Below are 20,608 nucleotides of genomic sequence, written 5' to 3'. Positions count from 1 at the left end.
CGTAGGAAGCATCTCCTCGCGGAGTGCTTCGCTTCCCTCTTCGAGAACAAGGTGAAATTTCCATGGCGGAACAACTGTCCACAAGTAAGTGCGATTCACCGTTACTCCAAGCGTTCGTCGACAATCGCAGCATTCTGGTGAAAATTGCCGCCCGGATCACCGGGTGTCGCTCACGCGCCGAGGATGTCGTGCAGGACGCTTTCTTCCGGCTCAGTGCAGCCCCGCAGATCACCTCGTCGTTCAAGGCGCAGTTGAGCTACCTGTTCCAGATCGTGCGCAACCTGGCCATCGACCATTACCGCAAGCAGGCGATGGAGCTGAAGTATTCCGGCAGCGAAGAGGAAGGTCTGAATGTGGTCATCCATGGTGCCTCGCCCGAAGCCACGCACATCAATTTCGCGACGCTTGAGCACATTGCCGATGCGCTGAGCGAGCTGCCGCAGCGCACCCGCTATGCGTTCGAGATGTACCGCCTGCATGGCGTACCGCAGAAGGACATCGCCAAGGAGCTGGGCGTGTCGCCGACCCTGGTGAACTTCATGATTCGCGATGCGCTGGTGCATTGCCGCAAGGTGTCGCTGGCGCGGGGTGAGGTGGCCTGAAGGGGCCACCCTGCGCCGCTGCTGCCCTGTAGAAGCCGGCGTTGCCGGCGATCCTCCAGGCCAGATGCCGGGTGTCCGGCAGCACGAGCGCCTTTGCTGGTTCGCCGGCAACGCCGGCGCCTACAGGATCGGGTGCCGGCCTATACCAGCCTGCAGCGCTCGAAGAAGCGCTCGCGCCCCAGGATCATCAGCGCCGCACGCTTGTGCGGGAAGTCGAATTCCTTCTCGCAGTGAAAGCACTGGTCGTGCATGTAGCCGATCATCTTGGCATTGTCGGCCCGAGGCTCGGCCACCACGCGCTGGGTGCGCGGGTCGTCCAGGAACAGGTAGTGCACCAGCGCCGACAGCCAGCTGGCCACCTTGTGCGGCCCGCGGTGCGTCTGCTCCCCTACCAGCATGTGAATGCCGCGGTCGTAGTCGTCGGCCGCATAGAACGGTGCAATCCGGTCCTCCTTGGCCCAGTAGGCTTCGAAGTAGGCAAACGGCTGGTCGTCGAAGCAGCCGATCAGGGTCAGTGTGTGCGGGTCGGCCTCAAGCTTGCTCAGGTAGTCGCGGTGCTGTTCGAGGCTGCCGCCCTCCTGCCAGAAGCTCAGCACCCGCGGGTTGTTCTGCCAACGGTTGAAGCGCTCCAGGTCGTGGTCGATTTCCAGGGTCCGCAACGAGATCCAGGCCCCCAGCCGCGCATCGAAGCGCCGATACACTTCCCCCCGCGGCTTGGGCGCACGGCGCGGATGACGCTTGCCGGCACTGATCTGCATCTGCTGCGGGTACACGCCCGACAGCGATTCGCCCAGCCACGGTTGCGGCAACTGCCAGAACAGCGTGCGCTCGCAGCGGTAGCGCCCCGCCTGTTCGTCGGCCACCAGCAGGCCGCTGGCCAGTGCCGCCTCAGGCACCTGCGCCAGATGCCAGCACAGGCGCTGACACCCCGGATCGCGGGAAAACAGCCAGTAGCACGCGGCCCACAACGCCTGCTGTGGGCGCTCGGGGCAGGTGTATTGCAGGTGCACGTTGAGGTCGTCACCGCGCTCCAGACGCAGGCGCACCAATGGCGTGTCTTCGAGCACCAGGCTCAGGTGGCAGTCGGTTTCATCGGCGCTGAGGCTGCGCCAGCGCGGCAGGGACAACGCGCAGGTTGCGGTATCGGAAGGCATGGTCTTGGGCTCACGAAGTGGAAGAGACAATCTCACTGCTGTTGACGTGAAAACCGTGGGCGAATTTAGGGCGAATGAGCCGCGCTGACACCGATCTGGTAAGGCCCGAAGATGTCCTGCAACTGACCGTTCTCGTGCAGTTGCTGCAACAGACGGGCAAAGGCCTCGCCACTGATCGGTGCCTGGGGACGCAACAGTGCGTAATGGTGATAGGTCTGGTCGGTACGCTCGGAGGCCAGGAACTGGCCTCGGTAATCCTCGTGGCGCGCCAGAAAGTCGTACAGGTACGAACGGGTCACCAAGGCCACGTCGGCGCGGTCGCGCTGCACCATCATCAGGTTGCTGTCGTGGGAATAGGTCAGGGTGGCGCCGAATGTTTGCTGCAGGTACCTGGCGTCGGCATTGAAACCGGCGAAGGCGTAGTGATAGCCGCTGTACAACGCCAGGCGCTTGCCCTGCAGGCTGTCGAAGTAGCCCTGGCCGCGGCCTTCGATATTGTGCGTGACGAAGACTTCGGCATCTTCGAGGCCGAGATCGACCTTGACGAAGTCGATGCCTTTCCAGCCCCAGTCAGGGTTTTCGAAGATCGCCATGTCGATTCGACCCTCGTTGAAGTCGCGAAAGCGTCGCGGTATGGAGGTGGGCACCAGCGTGAAATGGTAGGTGTCCTGAAGCGCGTTCAAGGCCTGGATCAACTGCGCCAGCAGGCCGCTGCCGGTATCGCGTTCGGGATTGACGGTGTACGGGGGAAAGTGCGCTGCGCCGATCCTGATCTGCTCCTGGGCACACGCCGGTGTGGTCAGCCACGCCACCGCGAGCATCGACAGGGAGAGCACGACCTGTGGCAGTGACGCTGAACTCAAGGCAACACACTCTTTACGGGTTCGCGCCTAAACTAGGCGTTTTCCTACGCTTGCACAACTGGCAGAACCATCAGGCAAATGGCCACGGGATACCGCACAGGCCACAGATTGGCTACGCTCAGGCGAGTATCTGTCAAGGAGCCTGCCATGGGCCACTGGTTGGTGATCGACCTGGAAGCTACCACCGACGAGGGTGGCTGGCCGATCGAAGACATGGAAATCATCGAGATCGGCGCCAGCCTGGTCAACCGCGAAGGCCGCGAGGTGGACCACTTCCAGCGCTTCGTCAAACCCCGGCGGCGCCCGCTGCTGACGCCCTTTTGCCGTGAGCTGACGCATATCGCCCAGGCGGACATCGACGCCGCCGCCTCCTTTGCCAAGGTGTGGGACGGGTTCGAGCACTGGCTGCAGCATCAGCAGGCGCACCTGCAGGGCTGGGTCAGCTGGGGCGACTACGATCGCCGCCAGCTGCTGCAGGAATGGCAGGTGCACCAGGTGCACAGCCTGCTGGCCGACACCTGCCACCTCAACCTCAAGCAGCGCTTCGCCAAGGCCCGCCACCTGAAACGCCCGCCCGGGCTCAAGGGCGCGCTGGCCCTGGCCGGGCTGCAGTTTGTCGGGCAGCAGCACCGCGCCCTGGAAGATGCGCGCAATACCGCACGCCTGCTGCCGCTGAGCCTGCCGGCCCAGGGCGCCTGAAAGCGGATGACGCCACCGGGAGGCTTGGGCATACTGGCCAGCCCTTTTTTGCCCCTTTCAGGAGTCGCCCATGTTTAAGGTCAACGAGTACTTTGATGGCACGGTCAAGTCGATCGCCTTCACCGGCGCCGAAGGCCCGGCCACTGTCGGCGTGATGGCCCCGGGCGAGTACGAGTTCGGTACGGCCAAGCGCGAGATCATGCACGTGGTGTCCGGCGCCCTGATCGTCAAGCTGCCGGGCAGCGACAACTGGGAAACCTTTACCGCCGGCAGCCAGTTCAATGTGCCGGCCGACAGCAAGTTCCAGCTGCAGGTGAAGGTCGATACCGCCTACCTGTGCGAATACCGCGACTGATTCAAAGGCTTCGCCGACAAGGCCGGCTCCTGCAGGGGACTGCGGTCGTTGCAGGAGCCGGCCTTGCCGGCGAAGCGGCCATCAGCGTAAAAACGCCACGATGCTGTCCGCCGCCGCCCCCAGGTGGTGCGCATGGCTGAACCCCGAGGCCTTCAGCGGCTTCAAGTCATGATCCCCTGCCACCAGCCAGCACAGCTCGATGGCTGACGACAGTGCATACCCCTCCACCGTCTCGCGATTGCCCAGCGCATCACGCTCGCCCTGCACGATCAGGGTTGGCGTCTTCAGTTCGGCCAGGTGCGCCACCCGCGGCTTCTCGGGCTTGCCTGCGGCATAGAACGGATACCCCAGGCACACCAGCGCATCCACCCCCAGTTCGTCCGCCACCAGGCTGGCCATGCGCCCGCCCATGGACTTGCCGCCGATCACCAGCGGCCCAGCGACCAATGGTCGCACCTGGGCCACCACTTCGCGCCAGCAGTCGAGCAGGCGGGCCTGGGGGTTTGGCGGCCTTCTGCCACCATCGAGCCGGCGCTGGGCCATGTAGGGAAACTCGAAGCGCAGTACCGCCAGCCCTTGCGCGGCAAGCCTCTGCGCCATGTCGGTCATGAACGCGCTGTCCATGGGTGCGCCCGCGCCGTGGGCCAGGATCAGGCACCCCAGGGGCGACGCATCTGCCTGATTTTGCGGGGCATCGTACAACCAGCCGCGTTGTTCGACCCACTGCGCCCATTGATCCCCGTCAATACCGGCCACTTGCCCATTACTCATGCTTGCCTCGCTGTTTAGCCTGCCTATAACCGTGGATGGGAACCCATACATGAACACAACCAGCAGTACCGCCTACAACTACCAGGTGGTCCGCCAATTCGCCATTATGACGGTGGTGTGGGGAATCGTCGGGATGGGGCTCGGCGTTTTTCTCGCCGCGCAGCTCGTCTGGCCTTCACTCAACTTCGACCTCCCGTGGACCAGCTTCGGGCGCCTGCGCCCCTTGCACACCAACGCGGTGATCTTCGCCTTCGGGGGCTGTGCACTGTTCGCCGCCTCCTACTACTCGGTACAGCGTACCTGCCAGACCGTGCTGTTCTCGCCACGCCTTGCCGCCTTTACCTTCTGGGGCTGGCAACTGGTGATCGTGCTCGCGGCCGTCAGCCTGCCGCTGGGTTATACCAGCTCCAAGGAATACGCCGAACTGGAATGGCCGATCGACATCCTGATCACCATCGTCTGGGTGGCCTACGCCGTGGTGTTCTTCGGCACCCTGATGAAGCGCACCACCAAGCACATCTACGTGGGCAACTGGTTCTTCGGTGCGTTCATCATCACCGTGGCGATCCTGCATATCGTCAACAACCTGGAAATCCCGGTCAGCCTGACCAAGTCGTACTCGCTGTACGGCGGCGCCACCGACGCGATGGTGCAATGGTGGTACGGCCACAACGCCGTAGGCTTCTTCCTGACCGCAGGCTTCCTGGGCATGATGTACTACTTCGTGCCCAAGCAGGCCGAGCGCCCGGTGTACTCGTATCGCCTGTCGATCGTGCACTTCTGGGCCCTGATCACCCTGTACATCTGGGCCGGCCCGCACCACCTGCACTACACCGCCCTGCCCGACTGGGCGCAGTCGCTGGGCATGGTGATGTCGCTGATCCTGCTGGCGCCCAGCTGGGGCGGCATGATCAACGGCATGATGACCCTCTCGGGCGCCTGGCATAAGCTGCGCAGCGACCCGATCCTGCGCTTTCTGGTGGTATCGCTGGCGTTCTACGGCATGTCGACCTTCGAAGGCCCGATGATGGCGATCAAGACCGTCAACGCCCTGTCGCACTACACCGACTGGACCATCGGCCACGTACACGCCGGCGCCCTTGGCTGGGTAGCAATGATCTCGATCGGCGCGCTGTACCACATGATCCCGAAAGTGTTCGGCCGCGAGCAGATGTACAGCCTGGGCCTGATCAACGCGCACTTCTGGCTGGCGACCATCGGCACCGTGCTGTACATCGCCTCGATGTGGGTCAACGGCATCGCCCAGGGCCTGATGTGGCGTGCAGTCAACGCCGACGGCACCCTGACCTACTCCTTCGTCGAAACCCTGGTGGCCAGCCACCCTGGCTTCATCGTGCGGTTCGTGGGCGGTGCGATCTTCCTCACCGGCATGTTCCTGATGGCCTGGAACACCTGGCGCACCGTGCGTGCCCCAGCGGGCGAGACCGCCAACGCCACTGCGCAGCTGGCCTGAGGAGAACCTGATGAAACACGAAGTAATCGAGAAGAACGTCTTCCTGCTGGTGCTGTTGATGGTGTTTGCCGTCAGCATCGGCGGCCTGACCCAGATCGTCCCGCTGTTCTTCCAGGACGTCACCAACAAGCCGGTCGAAGGCATGAAGCCCTACACCGCGCTGCAGCTGGAAGGCCGCGACATCTACATCCGTGAAGGCTGCGTACAGTGCCACTCGCAGATGATCCGTCCGTTCCGCGCCGAAACCGAACGCTACGGCCACTACTCGGTAGCCGGTGAAAGCGTGTGGGACCACCCGTTCCTGTGGGGCTCCAAGCGTACCGGGCCTGACCTGGCCCGCGTAGGCGGCCGCTACTCCGACGACTGGCACCGTGCGCACCTGTACAACCCGCGCAACGTGGTACCCGAGTCGAAGATGCCGGCCTACCCGTGGCTGGTGGCCAACCCGGTCGACAGCAGCCATACCGAGACCAAGCTGCGCGTGATGCGCACCCTGGGCGTGCCCTACAGCGACGACGATATCACCGGCGCCGTGGCCTCGCTCAAGGGCAAGTCCGAGATGGACGCGCTGGTCGCCTACCTGCAGGTGCTCGGCACCGCGATCAAGAACAAGAGGTAAGCGCCATGGACTTCACACTGGATATCGGCCAGTTGCGCGGCCTGGGCACCCTGCTGGTAGCCATCGCCTTCATCGGCCTGGCGCTGTGGGTGTTCAGCGGCCGGCGTGACCGCGAGTTCGCCGAAGCGAGCCTGCTGCCGTTCGCCGACGATCGCCTTGTACCTGCCGCCAAAGAATCCGAATCGAGGAGTAACGGGCAATGACCACCTTCTGGAGTACGTACATCTGCGTACTGACCATCGGTAGCCTGATCGGCCTGACCTGGCTGCTGCTCAGCACCCGCAAGGGCCAGAGCAAGGGCACCACCGACCAGACCATGGGCCACAGCTTCGACGGCATCGAGGAGTACGACAACCCGCTGCCCAAGTGGTGGTTCTGGCTGTTCGTCGGCACCCTGGTGTTCTCGGTGGGCTACCTGATCCTGTACCCGGGCCTGGGCAACTGGAAAGGCATCCTGCCCGGCTACGAGAACGGCTGGACCGGCGCCAACGAGTGGCAAAAGGAAATGGACCGCGCCGACGCCAAGTTCGGGCCGATCTTCGCCAAGTTCGCCGCCATGCCGGTGGAAGAAGTGGCCAAGGACCCGCAGGCGCTGAAAATGGGCGGTCGCCTGTTCGCCTCCAACTGCTCGGTGTGCCACGGCTCGGACGCCAAGGGTGCCTACGGCTTCCCCAACCTCACCGACAATGACTGGCGCTGGGGCGGTGACCCGGAAACCATCAAGGCTTCGATCATGGGCGGTCGTCACGGCGTGATGCCGGCCTGGGCCGAAGTGATCGGCGAGCAGGGCGTGGCCGATGTGGCCGGGTTCGTGCTGACCAACCTCGATGGCCGCAGCCTGCCCAAGGACGCCAAGGCCGACGTGGAAAACGGCAAGCAACTGTTCGCCACCAACTGCGTGGCCTGCCACGGACCGGAAGGCAAAGGCACCCCGGCGATGGGCGCACCTGACCTGACCCACCCGCAGGCATTCATCTACGGTTCGAGCTATGCCCAGCTGCAGCAGACTATCCGTTACGGCCGTCAGGGCCAGATGCCGGCGCAGCAGGAGATTCAGGGCAACGACAAGGTCCACCTGCTGGCGGCCTATGTCTACAGCCTGTCGCAACCGGCAGAGAACGTAACTGCCAAGTGAAACGATGATGTAACTGAGCCTTGACTCAAACCGCCGCATCGACAACGGTGCGGCGGTTCCCACCGCTCCTTGCGACCAAGTGTCGCACCCCGCCGCACACCCGCCTTGCACCCCCCCTGATCGAGACTAAGCTTGTTGCCACAGTGGCTTGAAGTCTTGCACCTGAATGCACCTTTTTGGCGCACTTTCTGTTCGCGAGCCACCACCAAAGGCTGATGGATCCCGGCCCAAGTGCGAATTGCCTGCCCTGACCACGCAGGACGATAGTGCCAAGGCAGCTTAATGCGTGCACAACGAAAGCGGAATAATGGTGCACATTATCGCCTTGCGATTGTGTACACTTCCCACCGCCAATCGGCTGGAAACGCCGTAAAATCGGCCTTCGCAAGGTGCGGCGCGATTTCCATCGCGTTGCAATAACCACACGGTTTATACATACTTGCGCCGATTTTTTAACCAACAAAAACACCCAAACCGTGGAACCTTAGAATGAGCACAGCAATCAGTCCGACTGCTTATAACTATAAGGTCGTCCGCCAGTTCGCCATCATGACGGTGGTCTGGGGGATCCTTGGCATGGGCCTCGGTGTCTTCATCGCCTCGCAACTGGTCTGGCCTCAGCTGAACCTGGACCTGCCGTGGACGAGCTTTGGACGCCTGCGCCCCCTGCACACCAACCTGGTGATCTTCGCCTTCGGTGGGTGCGCACTGTTTGCCACTTCCTACTATGTCGTGCAGCGAACCTGCCAGACGCGACTGATTTCCGACAGCCTCGCGGCCTTCACCTTCTGGGGCTGGCAAGCGGTGATCGTCGGCGCGCTGGTCACCCTGCCGCTGGGCTACACCACGACCAAGGAATACGCAGAACTGGAATGGCCTATCGCCATTTTGCTGGCCATCGTGTGGGTTACCTACGGTGCGGTGTTCTTCGGCACCATCGTCAAGCGCAAGACCAAGCACATCTATGTGGGCAACTGGTTCTACGGTGCCTTCATCGTGGTGACCGCGATGCTGCACATCGTCAACCACGCCTCGCTGCCGGTCAGCCTGTTCAAGTCGTACTCGGCCTACTCGGGCGCGACCGACGCGATGATCCAGTGGTGGTACGGCCACAACGCCGTAGGCTTCTTCCTGACCACCGGCTTCCTGGGCATGATGTACTACTTCGTACCCAAGCAGGCCGAACGCCCGATCTACTCGTATCGCCTGTCGATCGTGCACTTCTGGGCGCTGATCACCCTGTACATCTGGGCAGGCCCCCACCACCTGCACTACACCGCCCTGCCCGACTGGGCGCAGTCGCTGGGCATGGCGATGTCGATCATCCTGCTGGCCCCGAGCTGGGGCGGCATGATCAACGGCATGATGACCCTGTCGGGCGCCTGGCATAAGCTGCGCACCGACCCGATCCTGCGTTTTCTGGTGGTATCGCTGGCGTTCTACGGCATGTCGACCTTCGAAGGCCCGATGATGGCGATCAAGACCGTCAACTCGCTGTCGCACTACACCGACTGGACCATCGGCCACGTACACGCCGGCGCTCTGGGCTGGGTAGCGATGATCTCGATCGGCGCGCTGTACCACATGATTCCGAAAATCTATGGCCGCGTGCAGATGCACAGCGTGGGCCTGATCAACGCGCACTTCTGGCTGGCGACCATCGGCACCGTGCTGTACATCGCCTCGATGTGGGTCAACGGCATCACCCAGGGCCTGATGTGGCGCGCCATCAACGACGACGGCACCCTCACCTACTCCTTCGTCGAAGCGCTGCAGGCCAGCCACCCGGGCTTTATCGTGCGTGCACTGGGCGGTGCGTTCTTCGCCTCCGGCATGCTGCTGATGGCCTACAACGTTTGGCGCACCGTCCGCGCCTCGCAGCCGGCCGAAGCTGAAGCCGCCGCTCAGATCGCTGTCGTTGGAGCTCACTGATGAAGCACGAAGTAGTCGAGAAGAATATCGGCCTGCTGGCCTTCTTCATGGTCATCGCCGTGAGCATCGGCGGCCTGACCCAGATCGTCCCGCTGTTCTTCCAGGACGTCACCAACAAGCCGGTCGAGGGCATGAAGCCCCGCGTCGCGCTGGAGCTGGAAGGCCGCGACATCTACATCCGTGAAGGCTGCGTGCAGTGTCACTCGCAGATGATCCGTCCGTTCCGCGCCGAAACCGAGCGCTACGGCCACTACTCGGTAGCCGGTGAAAGCGTATGGGACCACCCGTTCCTGTGGGGTTCCAAGCGTACCGGGCCTGAACTGGCCCGCGTCGGCGGCCGCTACTCCGACGACTGGCACCGCGCGCACCTGTACAACCCGCGCAACGTGGTGCCGGAGTCGAAGATGCCGGCCTACCCGTGGCTGGTGGAGAACACCCTCGACGGCAAGCTGACCGCCAGGAAAATGGAAGTGTTGCGTACCCTCGGCACGCCCTACACCGACGAGGACATCGCCGGTGCCCGCGACGCGGTCAAGGGCAAGACTGAAATGGACGCTCTGGTTGCCTACCTGCAAGGGCTGGGCACCATCATCAAAAGCAAACGGTGACCTTGATGGATATCGGGATGATTCGTGGCCTGGGCACCGTCGTGGTGATGGTGGCCTTCATCGGCCTGGCGTTGTGGGTATTCAGTTCTCGGCGCAAGTCCGAGTTCGACGAAGCGACCATGCTGCCCTTCGCGGATGATCCCGAAGCCAGCAAGCACGCCGAGCAAGCGCAAGCGAGCGCTTCTAGGAGTAACAAAGAATGACTACCTTCTGGAGTCTGTACGTCACCGTTCTGAGTCTGGGTACCATCTTTGCCCTGACCTGGCTGCTGCTGTCCACCCGCAAGGGCCAGCGCAGCGAAACCACCGAAGAAACCGTGGGCCACGCCTACGACGGCATCGAGGAATACGACAACCCGCTGCCCAAGTGGTGGTTCATGCTGTTCGTGGGCACCATCGTGTTCGCCCTGGGCTACCTGGTGCTGTACCCGGGCCTGGGCAACTGGAAAGGCCTGCTGCCGGGCTACCAATACCTGGACAACGAAAACAAGGTGGCCTTTGCCAACGGCGAGTCGGGCTGGACCGGCGTGCATGAGTGGGAAAAGGAAATGGCGCGTTCGGATGCCAAGTTCGGGCCGATCTTCGCCAAATTTGCAGCGATGCCAATTGAAGAAGTGGCCAAGGATCCGCAAGCCCTGAAGATGGGTGGCCGCCTGTTCGCCTCCAACTGCTCGGTATGCCACGGCTCCGACGCCAAGGGCTCCTACGGCTTCCCCAACCTGACCGACGACGACTGGCGCTGGGGCGGCGAGCCCGAGACCATCAAGGCCACCATCATGGGCGGTCGTCACGGCGTGATGCCGGCGTGGGCCGAAGTGATCGGCGAGCAGGGCGTGGCCGATGTGGCCGGGTTCGTGCTGACCAACCTCGATGGCCGCACCCTGCCCAAGGACGCCAAGGCCGACGTGGAAAACGGCAAGAAGCTGTTCGCCGCCAACTGCGTGGCCTGCCACGGACCGGAAGGCAAAGGCACCCCGGCGATGGGCGCGCCCAACCTGACCCATCCGCAGGCGTTCATCTACGGCTCGAGCTACGCCCAGCTGCAGCAGACCATCCGTTACGGCCGCCAGGGCCAGATGCCGGCGCAGCAGGACATTCAGGGCAACGACAAGGTCCACCTGCTGGCGGCCTATGTCTACAGCCTGTCGCACCAGCCAGAGAAAACCGCCGAAGCGCAGTGAACATGCCCCGGCTGTGAAAAGGCCCCGCCAGTGTTGCTGGCGGGGCCTTTTTATTGGCGCAGGCCCCTTCTGCCGGCTAGCCGGCCAAGGGGCCGGATCTGCCACCCACGTGACTCAGGTCAATTGACAAGCTCCACTACACTATCGCCCGCCACTAACCAACGCGACCAAAGGTCGCACTGCACCCTGTACCGCAATGACAGGCGTATCATGCGCCCTAGAGCAGCAACAACTTCTGACTGCGGTCGGCATGTACTGGCCGCGGCACTTTTCCACTGCCGTGGGACTCAATGATGAGCAAACAGATTCCAGTACATGACGTCACCCCACCTGCCAAGAAAGATGCCGGCGGCGTCGACCTCTATGCCGCACGGGAAAAGATCTACACCCGCGCCTTCACCGGCCTGTTCCGCAACCTGCGCATGGCCGGCGGGGCCCTCCTGTTTCTGCTGTACTTCGGTACCGTCTGGCTGAACTGGGGCGGGCACCAGGCCGTGTGGTGGAACCTGCCCGAGCGCAAGTTCTACATCTTCGGCACCACCATCTGGCCCCAGGACTTCATCCTGCTCTCGGGCATCCTGATCGTCGCGGCCTTCGGCCTGTTCTTCATCACCGTGTTCGCCGGGCGCGTGTGGTGCGGCTATACCTGCCCGCAAAGCGTGTGGACCTGGATCTTCATGTGGTGCGAGAAGGTCACCGAAGGCGACCGCAACCAGCGCATCAAGCTCGACAAGGCGCCCATGAGCACCAACAAGCTGCTGCGCAAGCTGGCCAAGCACAGCCTGTGGCTGAGCATCGGCTTCGTCACCGGCATGACCTTCGTCGGCTACTTCAGCCCCATTCGCGAACTGAGCATCGAATTCTTCACCGGCCAGGCCGACGGCTGGGCCTACTTCTGGGTCGGCTTCTTCACCCTGGCCACCTACGGCAACGCCGGCTGGCTGCGTGAGCAGGTGTGCATCTACATGTGCCCGTATGCGCGCTTCCAGAGCGTGATGTTCGACAAGGACACGCTGATCGTGTCGTACGACCCGCGTCGCGGCGAAACCCGCGGCCCGCGCAAGAAGGACATGGACTACAAGGCCAAGGGCCTGGGCGACTGCATCGACTGCACCATGTGCGTGCAGGTGTGCCCGACCGGCATCGACATCCGCGACGGCCTGCAGATCGAGTGCATCGGCTGCGCCGCCTGCATCGATGCCTGCGACACCATCATGGACAAGATGGAGTACCCGCGCGGGCTGATCAGCTACACCACCGAGCACAACCTGTCGGGGCAGAAGACGCACATGCTGCGCCCGCGCCTGATCGGCTACTTCGTGGTGCTGCTGGTGATGATCGGCCTGCTGGCCACCGCCTTCCTCATGCGCCCGCTGGTGGGCTTCGACGTGAGCAAGGACCGCGTGCTGTACCGCGAGAACGCCCAGGGCCGCATCGAGAACGTGTACAGCCTCAAGGTGATGAACAAGGACCAGCGCGACCACGTGTACGTGCTCGATGCCTCCGGCCTGCCGGACCTCAAGCTCGAAGGCGCGCGGGAGATCCGCGTGGCGGCCGGCGATATCGTCAGCCTGCCGGTACAACTGTCGATGGCACCGGAAGATCTGCCTTCGACTGCCAACGAAGTCACCTTCACCCTCAAGGACGCCGACGACAACGGCACCCAGGTCGAAGCCAAGAGCCGTTTCATCGGCCCCAACATTCGCTAAGAGAGTAGAGACATGCCTGCAAACGCCTCCAGCCCCTGGCACCACCACCTCTGGCCGTGGATCATCATCGGCGTGCTGGCCACGTCGGTGACCTTGAGCCTGACCATGGTGACCATCGCGGTGAACAACCCGGACAACCTGGTCAACGACAACTACTACGAGGCTGGCAAGGGCATCAACCGCTCGCTGGACCGCGAGCTGCTGGGGCAGAGCCTGAAGCTCAAGGCCAGCGTGCACCTGGACGAGCTGACCGGCGAAGTGGACCTGCGCCTGAGCGGTGACAGCCAGCCGCAGACCCTGGAGCTGAACCTGATCTCGCCGACCCAGCCGGAGAAGGACCGCAAGATCATGCTGACCCGCAGCGAAAGCGAGCCCGGGCGTTACCTGGGGCAGTTGAGCGACAAGGTCGAGGGCCGGCGTTTCGTCGAGCTGCTGGGTACCGAAAAAGGCCAGGTATGGCGCCTGTTCGAAGAAGAGCAAGTGGCGCACGACACCACGCTGATGCTGGGTGACGAGGCGCTGCAAGGGGCTGAACACCTCGAGAAATGAGTCGACTGCAATCGCGGGTCAAGCCCGCTCCCACAGGTTTTCGGTGCTCAGACACCCTGTGGGAGCGGGCTTGACCCGCGACAAGGTCACCACCCATCTGCGATAGATAACAATGACCAGCCCCACGCCTTGCTACCACTGCGCCCTGCCCGTCCCGGCCGGCAGCCACTTCACCGCCGTGGTACTCGGCGAACCCCGTGCATTCTGCTGCCCCGGCTGCCAGGCCGTGGCCGAAGCCATCGTCGCCGGCAACCTGGAAAGCTACTACCAGCACCGCAGCGAAGCCAGCGCCAACCCCGACGCGCTGCCCGTGCAACTGGTCGACGAACTGGCCCTGTACGATCGCAGCGACGTGCAGAAGCCTTTTGTGCGCCACACCGGCGAACTCGCTGAAACCACCCTGATGATCGAAGGCATCAGTTGCGCCGCCTGCGGCTGGCTGATCGAAAAGCACCTGCGCAACCTGCCGGCGGTGGCAGAGGCGCGACTGAACCTGTCCAACCATCGCCTGCAGGTGCAATGGGCCGACAGCCAGCTGCCGCTCTCGCAACTGTTGGGTGAACTGCGCCATATCGGCTACGCCGCCCACCCCTACCAGGCCGACCGCGCCGCCGAGCAGCTGGCCAGCGAGAACCGCACCGCCCTGCGCCAGCTCGGCGTGGCCGGCCTGCTGTGGTTCCAGGCCATGATGGCAACCATGGCCACCTGGCCCGAGTTCAACATCGACCTGAGCCCGGAGCTGCACACCATCCTGCGCTGGGTGGCACTGTTTCTCACCACGCCCATCGTGTTCTACAGCTGCGCGCCGTTCTTCAAGGGCGCCGCCCGCGACCTGCGCACCCGCCACCTGACCATGGACGTCTCGGTGTCGCTGGCCATCGGCCTGGCCTACTTCGCCGGCATCTGGACCGCCATCACCGGCAGCGGCGAGCTGTATTTCGATGCGGTGGGCATGTTCGCGCTGTTCCTGCTGGCCGGGCGCTACCTGGAACGCCGTGCCCGCGAGCGCACCGCCGCAGCCACCGCGCAACTGGTCAACCTGCTGCCGGCCTCGTGCCTGCGCCTGGATGCCGACGGCAACAGCCAGCGCATCCTGCTGCGCGAGCTGCAGACCGGTGACCGGGTCCTGGTACACCCGGGCGCGGTGCTGCCCGCCGACGGGCGCATCATCGACGGCCAGTCGAGCGTCGACGAATCGCTGCTGACCGGCGAGTACCTGCCGCAACCGCGCCAGCGCGGCGATGCGGTGACGGCCGGCACGCTGAACATCGAGAGCGTACTGACCGTGCAGGTGCAGGCCCTGGGCCAGGACACCCGACTGTCGGCCATCGTGCGCCTGCTCGAACGCGCCCAGTCGGAAAAACCTCGCCTGGCCGAGATCGCCGACCGTGCCTCGCAGTGGTTCCTGCTGTTCTCGCTGGTGGCCGCCGCGGCCATCGGCCTGCTGTGGTGGGAACTGGACCCCTCGCGGGCGTTCTGGATCGTGCTGGCCATGCTGGTCGCCACCTGCCCCTGCGCACTCTCGCTGGCCACCCCCACCGCGCTCACCGCGGCCACCGGCACGCTGCACAAGCTCGGCCTGCTGCTCACCCGCGGCCATGTGCTGGAGGGCCTGAACCAGATCGACACGGTGATTTTCGACAAGACCGGCACCCTCACCGAGGGGCGCCTGACATTGCGCGCCATCCGCCCGCTGGGGACGCTGGACGCCGACCAGTGCCTGACCCTCGCCGCCGCCCTCGAAAGCCGCTCCGAGCACCCGATCGCCCGCGCCTTCGGGCGCACCATCACGGTCGCCGACGACGTGCAGAGCACGCCGGGGCTGGGTCTTGAGGGGCAGGTGGAGAACCGCCGCCTGCGCATCGGCCAGGCCGACTTCGTGTGCGCCCTGAGCCACAGCGCAGTGCCGGCGATGCCCGACGAACCCGGGCAGTGGCTGCTGCTGGGCGACAGCCACGGGCCGCTGGCCTGGTTCGTGCTCGACGACCGCCTGCGCCACGACGCCGCCGACCTGCTGGCAGCCTGCCGTGCCCGCGGCTGGCAGACCCTGCTGCTGTCGGGCGACAGCTCGCCGATGGTGGCCAGCGTCGCCGCCGAGCTGCGCATCGACCAGGCCGTCGGCGGCCTGCGCCCGGACGACAAGCTGCAACGGCTCAAGGCCCTGCAGGCCAAGGGACACAAGGTGCTGATGCTGGGTGACGGGGTCAACGACGTGCCGGTGCTGGCCGCGGCCGACATCAGCATTGCCATGGGCTCGGCCACCGACCTGGCCAAGACCAGCGCCGATGCGGTGCTGTTGTCCAACCGCCTGGAGGCGCTGGTGCAGGCTTTCGGCCTGGCGCGCCGCACGCGCCGGATAATCATCGAGAACCTGCTGTGGGCTGGCCTGTACAATGGCCTCATGCTGCCGTTCGCCGCACTGGGCTGGATCACTCCGATCTGGGCGGCGGTCGGCATGTCGGTCAGTTCGCTGATCGTGGTGCTCAACGCCCTGCGCCTTACGCGCATCCGCGAGCTGCCTGCCACCGCCCCTATCGTCGACGCCGCACACCCCGCGACGGCCTGACCCGGAGACCCCATGCCCGCGCTCTACGTCATGATTCCCGCCGCGCTGCTGATCGTCGCGATCGCCGTGTACATCTTCTTCTGGGCCGTGGACAGCGGCCAGTACGACGACCTCGAAGGCCCGGCCCACAGCATCCTGTTCGACGACCAGGACCCCAAGCACCAGGCCGCCCTGGACCAGGCCGAGCCGCGCAAGCCCGACGACAGCGGCGCCCCGCCCCGTGCTTGACCTGTTGCCGCTGCTGAGTTCGGCGCTGATCCTCGGCCTGCTGGGGGGCGGCCACTGCCTGGGCATGTGCGGCGGCCTGATGGGCGCACTCACCCTGGCCATCCCCAAGGCGCAGCGCAGCCGGCGCTTTCAGCTGCTGCTGGCGTACAACCTGGGGCGCATCCTCAGCTATGCCGCTGCCGGCCTGCTGCTGGGCCTGGCCGGCTGGGCGGTGGCCGGCGGCCCGCTGGCCACCGGCATGCGCGTGCTCGCGGCGCTGCTGCTGATCAGCATGGGCCTGTACCTGGCCGGCTGGTGGAGCGGCCTGACCCGCATCGAAAGCCTGGGGCGCGGCCTGTGGCGGCACATACAGCCGGTGGCCAATCGCCTGCTGCCGGTGTCGAGCCTGCCGCGCGCGCTGCTGCTGGGCGCGCTGTGGGGCTGGTTGCCGTGCGGGCTGGTCTACAGCACCCTGCTGTGGGCCGCCAGCCAGGGCAACGCCACCCACAGCGCCCTGCTGATGCTGGCCTTCGGCCTGGGCACCTGGCCGGTGTTGCTGGCCACGGGGCTGGCTGCCGAGCGCACCAGCGCCCTGCTGCGCAAGCGCGGGGTACGCGTGACGGGGGGCCTGCTGGTGATCCTGTTCGGCCTGTGGACCCTGCCGGGGCCGCACCAGCACTGGCTCATGGGGCACTGAACACCCGTTGATACAAATCAACACGCCCTGACACAACGCTCCCTAGACTCCGGACACTGCCGCCATTCCAGGGACTGCCACCATGCTCGACGCCCTCCACTGGGACCCCGACCTTATTCGCCGTTACGATCTGGCGGGCCCGCGCTACACCTCCTACCCGACCGCCGTGCAACTGCACAGCCAGGTCGGCTCGTTCGACCTGTTGCACGCCCTGCGTGACAGCCGCCGCGCCGCGCGCCCGCTGTCGCTGTACGTGCACGTGCCGTTCTGCGCCAACATCTGCTACTACTGCGCCTGCAACAAGGTGATCACCAAGGACCGCGGCCGCGCCCAGCCCTACCTGCAGCGCCTGGAGCAGGAAATCCAGCTGATCGCCTGCCACCTGGACCCGCGCCAGACCGTGGAGCAGTTGCACCTGGGCGGCGGTACACCGACGTTCCTCAGCCACGCCGAACTGCGCCAGCTGATGACGCACCTGCGTCAGCACTTCAACCTGCTGGATGATGATTCGGGCGACTACGGCATCGAGATCGACCCGCGCGAGGCCGACTGGTCGACCATGGGGCTGCTGCGCGAACTGGGCTTCAACCGTGTCAGCCTGGGCGTGCAAGACCTCGACCCGGTGGTGCAACGGGCCATCAACCGCCCGCAAAGCCTGGAGCAGACCCGCGCGATCATCGAGGCCGCGCGCACCCTGCAGTTTCGCTCGATCAACCTCGACCTGATCTACGGCCTGCCCAAGCAGAGTACCGAAGGCTTTGCACGCACCGTCGAGGAAGTGATCAAGCTGCAGCCCGACCGCCTCTCGGTGTTCAACTATGCGCACCTGCCCGAGCGTTTCATGCCCCAGCGGCGCATCGACAGCAGCGACCTGCCGGCGCCTGCGCTGAAACTGGAAATGCTGCACAACACCATCGAGCAGCTGACCGAGGCAGGCTATCGCTACATCGGTATGGACCATTTCGCCCTGCCCGACGACGAACTGGCCATTGCCCAGGAAGAGTCGACCCTGCAGCGCAACTTCCAGGGCTACACCACCCACGGCCACTGCGACCTGATCGGCCTTGGCGTGTCGGCCATCAGCCAGATCGGCGACCTGTACTGCCAGAACAGCAGTGATCTGAACGAATACCAGAACACCCTCGGCGCCTCGCAGTTGCCCACCAGTCGCGGCCTGATCTGCAACGAGGACGACCGCATCCGCCGCGCGGTGATCCAGCAGCTGATCTGCCATTTCGAACTGGAGTTCGAGACCATCGAGCGCGCCTTCACCCTCGATTTTCGCGGTTACTTCAACGCGCAGTGGCCTGCCCTGCTGGGCATGGCCAAGGACGGCCTGATCAGCCTGGATGCCAACGGGATCAAGGTGTTGCCGGCGGGGCGCCTGCTGGTACGCTCGGTATGCATGGTGTTCGATGCCTACCTGGACCTGCACAACCGCCAGCGGTTTTCGCGGGTGATTTGAATCAGCCCATCAACTCGAACACCTTCGCGACCTGATCAAGGCTCAGGTTCTCCTGCTTCATGGCCTTGTTCAGGTTGGCGGTGGCGGTGGTGATTGCCCCCGTCAGCGTGGCGATCTCACCCTGCAGCGATGAGACCTTTTGCCGCATCTGCTCGGGGGTCAGGGAGTTGTCTCGCATGACGGCCTGCATCTGCTGCATCTTTTCAGCCAGTTGCTGCTGCAGCTTGCGGATGGTCTTGAGGGTCTGCTGGATGGTCTGGGGCAGACCGCTTTCCTCGATGTCCTTGTTGCCACCGCTGCTTTTGGACGCCTGCAGGCCCGCCAGGGACAGGTTGACCCTGACCCCCTCCTTGGCAGGAGCCTCGGCCGGTTGGGCGCTCTGGGCACCGTCGACATTGGTCTTGGCGACAGGGGGTTTGAGTTGGGTTGCAGCGCTATTCAGAGGATTTGAATCGATAGAGAGCATGGACAGTCTTTCCTGTTAAGGACACTATTCCAGGTCATCGGCCAAACATCGCCGATCTTGAGCCCAGCACGCACCAAAAGCGCGCACGCTGGCCTGAACCCGGCCGTCTGAGTTACCCTTACGGCTTATGTGTGCTTTCCCCAGAAGGATCGAATGAAAATGTCCGAGCCAGTTAAACTGCGCCCTCACAACCAGGCCCATTGCAAGGATTGCAGCCTGGCGCCCTTGTGCCTGCCTCTTTCGCTGAATCTGGAAGACATGGACGCACTGGACGAAATCGTCAAGCGCGGGCGTCCGTTGAAAAAAGGCGAGTTTCTGTTCCGCCAGGGCGACAACTTCGGCTCGGTTTACGCCGTGCGCTCCGGCGCCCTGAAGACCTTCAGCCTGAGCGACGCGGGCGAGGAGCAGATCACCGGCTTCCACCTGCCCAGCGAGCTGGTCGGGCTGTCGGGCATGGACACCGAGGCCTACCCGGTATCGGCGCAGGCCCAGGAAACCACTTCGGTGTGCGAGATCCCCTTCGAGCGCCTGGACGAGCTGTCGGTGCAACTGCCGCAGCTGCGTCGCCAACTGATGCGGGTGATGAGCCGCGAGATTCGCGACGACCAGCAGATGATGCTGCTGCTGTCCAAGAAGACTGCGGACGAGCGCATCGCCACCTTCCTGGTCAACCTGTCGGCGCGCTTTCGCGCACGCGGCTACTCGGCCAACCAGTTCCGCCTGAGCATGTCGCGCAACGAGATCGGCAACTACCTGGGCCTGGCGGTGGAAACCGTGTCACGGGTGTTCACGCGCTTCCAGCAGAACGGCCTGATCGAAGCCGAAGGCAAGGAAGTACGCATCATCGACCCGATTCAGCTGTGCGCCCTGGCCGGCGGCTCGCTGGACAGCTGACACCTGGCGCAGCAGGTATACTGGCTGGCGTTTGCCCTTCAGGATACCTGCCCCATGCCGACCGATGCGTTCGACCTCAAATCCCTGATCCGCCCGGTAACGGACTTTCCCAAGCCGGGGGTGATCTTTCGCGACATTACCCCGCTGTTCCAGTCCCCTCGGGGCCTGCGCCACGTTGCCGACCAATTCATCGAACGCTATGTCGAGGCTGACTTCAGCCATGTCGGGGCGCTGGATGCGCGCGGCTTCCTGATCGGCTCGATCATTGCCCACCAGCTCAACAAGCCGCTGATCCTGTTTCGCAAGCAGGGCAAGCTGCCGGCCGATGTGCTGGCCGAGGGTTACCAGACCGAATATGGCGAGGCGTTTCTGGAAGTGCATGCCGACAGCCTGTGCGAGGGCGATGCGGTGCTGATCATGGATGACCTGATCGCCACCGGCGGCACCCTGCTGGCAGCGGCCAGCCTGATACGGCGCATGGGGGCGGCCGTGTTCGAGGCGGCGGCGATCATCGACCTGCCGGAGCTGGGCGGCTCGCAGAAGCTGCAGGCGGCAGGGGTGCAGACGTTCTGCCTGACCGAGTTTTCGCTTAGCGAATATTGATGGGGCCGCTGCGCAGCCAATCGCGGGTCAAGCCCGCTCCCACAAGGTGTTACGCAACCC

General features: G+C 64.3%; 23 protein-coding genes. 19 read left to right on the top strand and 4 right to left on the bottom strand.

The window, feature by feature from the left end:
- The first annotated feature begins 62 nt into the window (after positions 1–62).
- Positions 63–602, top strand: a complete 540-nt coding sequence (locus tag FW760_RS19370; protein WP_043862395.1) for an RNA polymerase factor sigma-70 — start codon at positions 63–65, stop codon at positions 600–602.
- Positions 603–742: 140 nt separating this feature from the next.
- Here the strand turns inward: FW760_RS19370 and FW760_RS19365 are convergent, their stop codons facing one another.
- Complete coding sequence (locus FW760_RS19365) at positions 743–1,756, bottom strand: GNAT family N-acetyltransferase (protein ID WP_054915575.1); 1,014 nt, start codon at positions 1,754–1,756, stop codon at positions 743–745.
- A 65-nt stretch (positions 1,757–1,821) separates the two neighbouring features.
- Positions 1,822–2,577 carry a substrate-binding periplasmic protein gene (locus FW760_RS19360; RefSeq protein WP_043862419.1) on the bottom strand — a complete coding sequence of 252 codons (756 nt, stop codon included), beginning with the start codon at positions 2,575–2,577 and terminating at the stop codon, positions 1,822–1,824.
- 189 nt (positions 2,578–2,766) lie between these two features.
- Between FW760_RS19360 and FW760_RS19355 the strand changes: the two genes are divergently transcribed.
- Both FW760_RS19355 and ppnP read left to right on the top strand, forming a co-directional pair.
- Complete coding sequence (locus tag FW760_RS19355; RefSeq protein ID WP_043862393.1) at positions 2,767–3,318, top strand: exonuclease domain-containing protein; 552 nt, start codon at positions 2,767–2,769, stop codon at positions 3,316–3,318.
- Positions 3,319–3,388: 70 nt separating this feature from the next.
- Positions 3,389–3,673 (top strand): pyrimidine/purine nucleoside phosphorylase, encoded by a 285-nt coding sequence (gene ppnP / locus FW760_RS19350; protein ID WP_088515639.1) that lies wholly within the window; start codon positions 3,389–3,391, stop codon positions 3,671–3,673.
- Positions 3,674–3,754: 81 nt separating this feature from the next.
- On the opposite strand, the gene FW760_RS19345 is transcribed toward ppnP, so the two are convergent.
- Positions 3,755–4,444, bottom strand: coding sequence for an alpha/beta fold hydrolase (locus tag FW760_RS19345; protein ID WP_043862391.1), 690 nt, complete (start codon positions 4,442–4,444; stop codon positions 3,755–3,757).
- Positions 4,445–4,493: 49 nt separating this feature from the next.
- On the opposite strand from FW760_RS19345, the gene ccoN (FW760_RS19340) reads away from it, so the two are divergent.
- From ccoN (FW760_RS19340) to hemN, 14 genes are all read left to right on the top strand, one after another.
- On the top strand, positions 4,494–5,918 hold the full coding sequence (gene ccoN, locus FW760_RS19340) for a cytochrome-c oxidase, cbb3-type subunit I (protein ID WP_043862390.1): 1,425 nt from the start codon (positions 4,494–4,496) through the stop codon (positions 5,916–5,918).
- A 10-nt stretch (positions 5,919–5,928) separates the two neighbouring features.
- Positions 5,929–6,537 carry a cytochrome-c oxidase, cbb3-type subunit II gene (gene ccoO, locus FW760_RS19335; protein WP_043862389.1) on the top strand — a complete coding sequence of 203 codons (609 nt, stop codon included), beginning with the start codon at positions 5,929–5,931 and terminating at the stop codon, positions 6,535–6,537.
- 5 nt (positions 6,538–6,542) lie between these two features.
- Positions 6,543–6,740, top strand: coding sequence for a cbb3-type cytochrome oxidase subunit 3 (locus tag FW760_RS19330; protein WP_043862388.1), 198 nt, complete (start codon positions 6,543–6,545; stop codon positions 6,738–6,740).
- Positions 6,737–7,672, top strand: a complete 936-nt coding sequence (ccoP, locus tag FW760_RS19325) for a cytochrome-c oxidase, cbb3-type subunit III (RefSeq protein ID WP_116053297.1) — start codon at positions 6,737–6,739, stop codon at positions 7,670–7,672. The genes FW760_RS19330 and ccoP (FW760_RS19325) overlap by 4 nt, the downstream gene beginning before the upstream one ends.
- Positions 7,673–8,161: 489 nt before the next feature.
- Positions 8,162–9,604 (top strand): cytochrome-c oxidase, cbb3-type subunit I, encoded by a 1,443-nt coding sequence (gene ccoN / locus FW760_RS19320; protein WP_043862386.1) that lies wholly within the window; start codon positions 8,162–8,164, stop codon positions 9,602–9,604.
- Entirely contained in the window at positions 9,604–10,212 is a 609-nt protein-coding gene (gene ccoO, locus FW760_RS19315; RefSeq protein WP_446443927.1) for a cytochrome-c oxidase, cbb3-type subunit II, read from the top strand. The genes ccoN (FW760_RS19320) and ccoO (FW760_RS19315) overlap by 1 nt, the downstream gene beginning before the upstream one ends.
- A gap of 5 nt (positions 10,213–10,217) precedes the next feature.
- Complete coding sequence (locus tag FW760_RS19310; RefSeq protein WP_116055311.1) at positions 10,218–10,415, top strand: cbb3-type cytochrome c oxidase subunit 3; 198 nt, start codon at positions 10,218–10,220, stop codon at positions 10,413–10,415.
- Positions 10,412–11,392 carry a cytochrome-c oxidase, cbb3-type subunit III gene (ccoP, locus tag FW760_RS19305; RefSeq protein WP_043862384.1) on the top strand — a complete coding sequence of 327 codons (981 nt, stop codon included), beginning with the start codon at positions 10,412–10,414 and terminating at the stop codon, positions 11,390–11,392. The genes FW760_RS19310 and ccoP (FW760_RS19305) overlap by 4 nt, the downstream gene beginning before the upstream one ends.
- A 293-nt stretch (positions 11,393–11,685) precedes the next feature.
- Positions 11,686–13,101: a cytochrome c oxidase accessory protein CcoG gene (gene ccoG, locus FW760_RS19300; RefSeq protein WP_100634406.1), complete on the top strand. Its 1,416-nt coding sequence runs from the start codon at positions 11,686–11,688 to the stop codon at positions 13,099–13,101.
- Positions 13,102–13,113: 12 nt separating this feature from the next.
- Positions 13,114–13,650, top strand: a complete 537-nt coding sequence (locus tag FW760_RS19295; RefSeq protein WP_043862382.1) for a FixH family protein — start codon at positions 13,114–13,116, stop codon at positions 13,648–13,650.
- Positions 13,651–13,762: 112 nt separating this feature from the next.
- Positions 13,763–16,216 (top strand): heavy metal translocating P-type ATPase, encoded by a 2,454-nt coding sequence (locus FW760_RS19290; RefSeq protein WP_054915578.1) that lies wholly within the window; start codon positions 13,763–13,765, stop codon positions 16,214–16,216.
- Between the two features lie 12 nt (positions 16,217–16,228).
- On the top strand, positions 16,229–16,444 hold the full coding sequence (gene ccoS, locus FW760_RS19285) for a cbb3-type cytochrome oxidase assembly protein CcoS (RefSeq protein ID WP_116053294.1): 216 nt from the start codon (positions 16,229–16,231) through the stop codon (positions 16,442–16,444).
- Complete coding sequence (locus tag FW760_RS19280) at positions 16,437–17,120, top strand: sulfite exporter TauE/SafE family protein (RefSeq protein ID WP_043862379.1); 684 nt, start codon at positions 16,437–16,439, stop codon at positions 17,118–17,120. The genes ccoS and FW760_RS19280 overlap by 8 nt, the downstream gene beginning before the upstream one ends.
- An 82-nt stretch (positions 17,121–17,202) precedes the next feature.
- Positions 17,203–18,585, top strand: a complete 1,383-nt coding sequence (gene hemN / locus FW760_RS19275; protein ID WP_058542025.1) for an oxygen-independent coproporphyrinogen III oxidase — start codon at positions 17,203–17,205, stop codon at positions 18,583–18,585.
- Position 18,586: 1 nt separating this feature from the next.
- On the opposite strand, the gene FW760_RS19270 is transcribed toward hemN, so the two are convergent.
- Positions 18,587–19,051, bottom strand: a complete 465-nt coding sequence (locus FW760_RS19270; RefSeq protein WP_043862377.1) for a hypothetical protein — start codon at positions 19,049–19,051, stop codon at positions 18,587–18,589.
- A 159-nt stretch (positions 19,052–19,210) separates the two neighbouring features.
- Between FW760_RS19270 and fnrA the strand changes: the two genes are divergently transcribed.
- Entirely contained in the window at positions 19,211–19,945 is a 735-nt protein-coding gene (gene fnrA, locus FW760_RS19265) for a Crp/Fnr family transcriptional regulator FnrA (RefSeq protein ID WP_043862376.1), read from the top strand.
- Between the two features lie 54 nt (positions 19,946–19,999).
- Complete coding sequence (locus FW760_RS19260) at positions 20,000–20,548, top strand: adenine phosphoribosyltransferase (protein ID WP_054915581.1); 549 nt, start codon at positions 20,000–20,002, stop codon at positions 20,546–20,548.
- Positions 20,549–20,608 lie beyond the last annotated feature (60 nt).

The organism is Pseudomonas sp. 1176_21, from assembly GCF_052850635.1.
Note: the sequence above shows the minus strand (reverse complement) of the source record. Positions and strands in the feature narration are given on the sequence as shown.

Bases quoted from the DNA above. Each gene is read 5' to 3' on its own strand.
- ccoN (WP_043862390.1), top strand. From the start codon at position 4,494: ATGAACACAACCAGCAGTACCGCCTACAACTACCAGGTGGTCCGCCAA.
- FW760_RS19355 (WP_043862393.1), top strand. From the start codon at position 2,767: ATGGGCCACTGGTTGGTGATCGACCTGGAAGCTACCACCGACGAGGGT.
- ccoO (WP_043862389.1), top strand. From the start codon at position 5,929: ATGAAACACGAAGTAATCGAGAAGAACGTCTTCCTGCTGGTGCTGTTG.
- FW760_RS19310 (WP_116055311.1), top strand. From the start codon at position 10,218: ATGGATATCGGGATGATTCGTGGCCTGGGCACCGTCGTGGTGATGGTG.
- FW760_RS19360 (WP_043862419.1), bottom strand. From the start codon at position 2,577: ATGCTCGCGGTGGCGTGGCTGACCACACCGGCGTGTGCCCAGGAGCAG.
- fnrA (WP_043862376.1), top strand. From the start codon at position 19,211: ATGTCCGAGCCAGTTAAACTGCGCCCTCACAACCAGGCCCATTGCAAG.
- ccoS (WP_116053294.1), top strand. From the start codon at position 16,229: ATGCCCGCGCTCTACGTCATGATTCCCGCCGCGCTGCTGATCGTCGCG.
- ccoG (WP_100634406.1), top strand. From the start codon at position 11,686: ATGAGCAAACAGATTCCAGTACATGACGTCACCCCACCTGCCAAGAAA.
- FW760_RS19370 (WP_043862395.1), top strand. From the start codon at position 63: ATGGCGGAACAACTGTCCACAAGTAAGTGCGATTCACCGTTACTCCAA.
- ccoP (WP_116053297.1), top strand. From the start codon at position 6,737: ATGACCACCTTCTGGAGTACGTACATCTGCGTACTGACCATCGGTAGC.
- FW760_RS19345 (WP_043862391.1), bottom strand. From the start codon at position 4,444: ATGAGTAATGGGCAAGTGGCCGGTATTGACGGGGATCAATGGGCGCAG.
- FW760_RS19365 (WP_054915575.1), bottom strand. From the start codon at position 1,756: ATGCCTTCCGATACCGCAACCTGCGCGTTGTCCCTGCCGCGCTGGCGC.
- ccoN (WP_043862386.1), top strand. From the start codon at position 8,162: ATGAGCACAGCAATCAGTCCGACTGCTTATAACTATAAGGTCGTCCGC.
- FW760_RS19290 (WP_054915578.1), top strand. From the start codon at position 13,763: ATGACCAGCCCCACGCCTTGCTACCACTGCGCCCTGCCCGTCCCGGCC.
- hemN (WP_058542025.1), top strand. From the start codon at position 17,203: ATGCTCGACGCCCTCCACTGGGACCCCGACCTTATTCGCCGTTACGAT.
- FW760_RS19330 (WP_043862388.1), top strand. From the start codon at position 6,543: ATGGACTTCACACTGGATATCGGCCAGTTGCGCGGCCTGGGCACCCTG.
- FW760_RS19270 (WP_043862377.1), bottom strand. From the start codon at position 19,051: ATGCTCTCTATCGATTCAAATCCTCTGAATAGCGCTGCAACCCAACTC.
- FW760_RS19295 (WP_043862382.1), top strand. From the start codon at position 13,114: ATGCCTGCAAACGCCTCCAGCCCCTGGCACCACCACCTCTGGCCGTGG.
- ccoP (WP_043862384.1), top strand. From the start codon at position 10,412: ATGACTACCTTCTGGAGTCTGTACGTCACCGTTCTGAGTCTGGGTACC.
- FW760_RS19260 (WP_054915581.1), top strand. From the start codon at position 20,000: ATGCCGACCGATGCGTTCGACCTCAAATCCCTGATCCGCCCGGTAACG.
- ccoO (WP_446443927.1), top strand. From the start codon at position 9,604: ATGAAGCACGAAGTAGTCGAGAAGAATATCGGCCTGCTGGCCTTCTTC.
- ppnP (WP_088515639.1), top strand. From the start codon at position 3,389: ATGTTTAAGGTCAACGAGTACTTTGATGGCACGGTCAAGTCGATCGCC.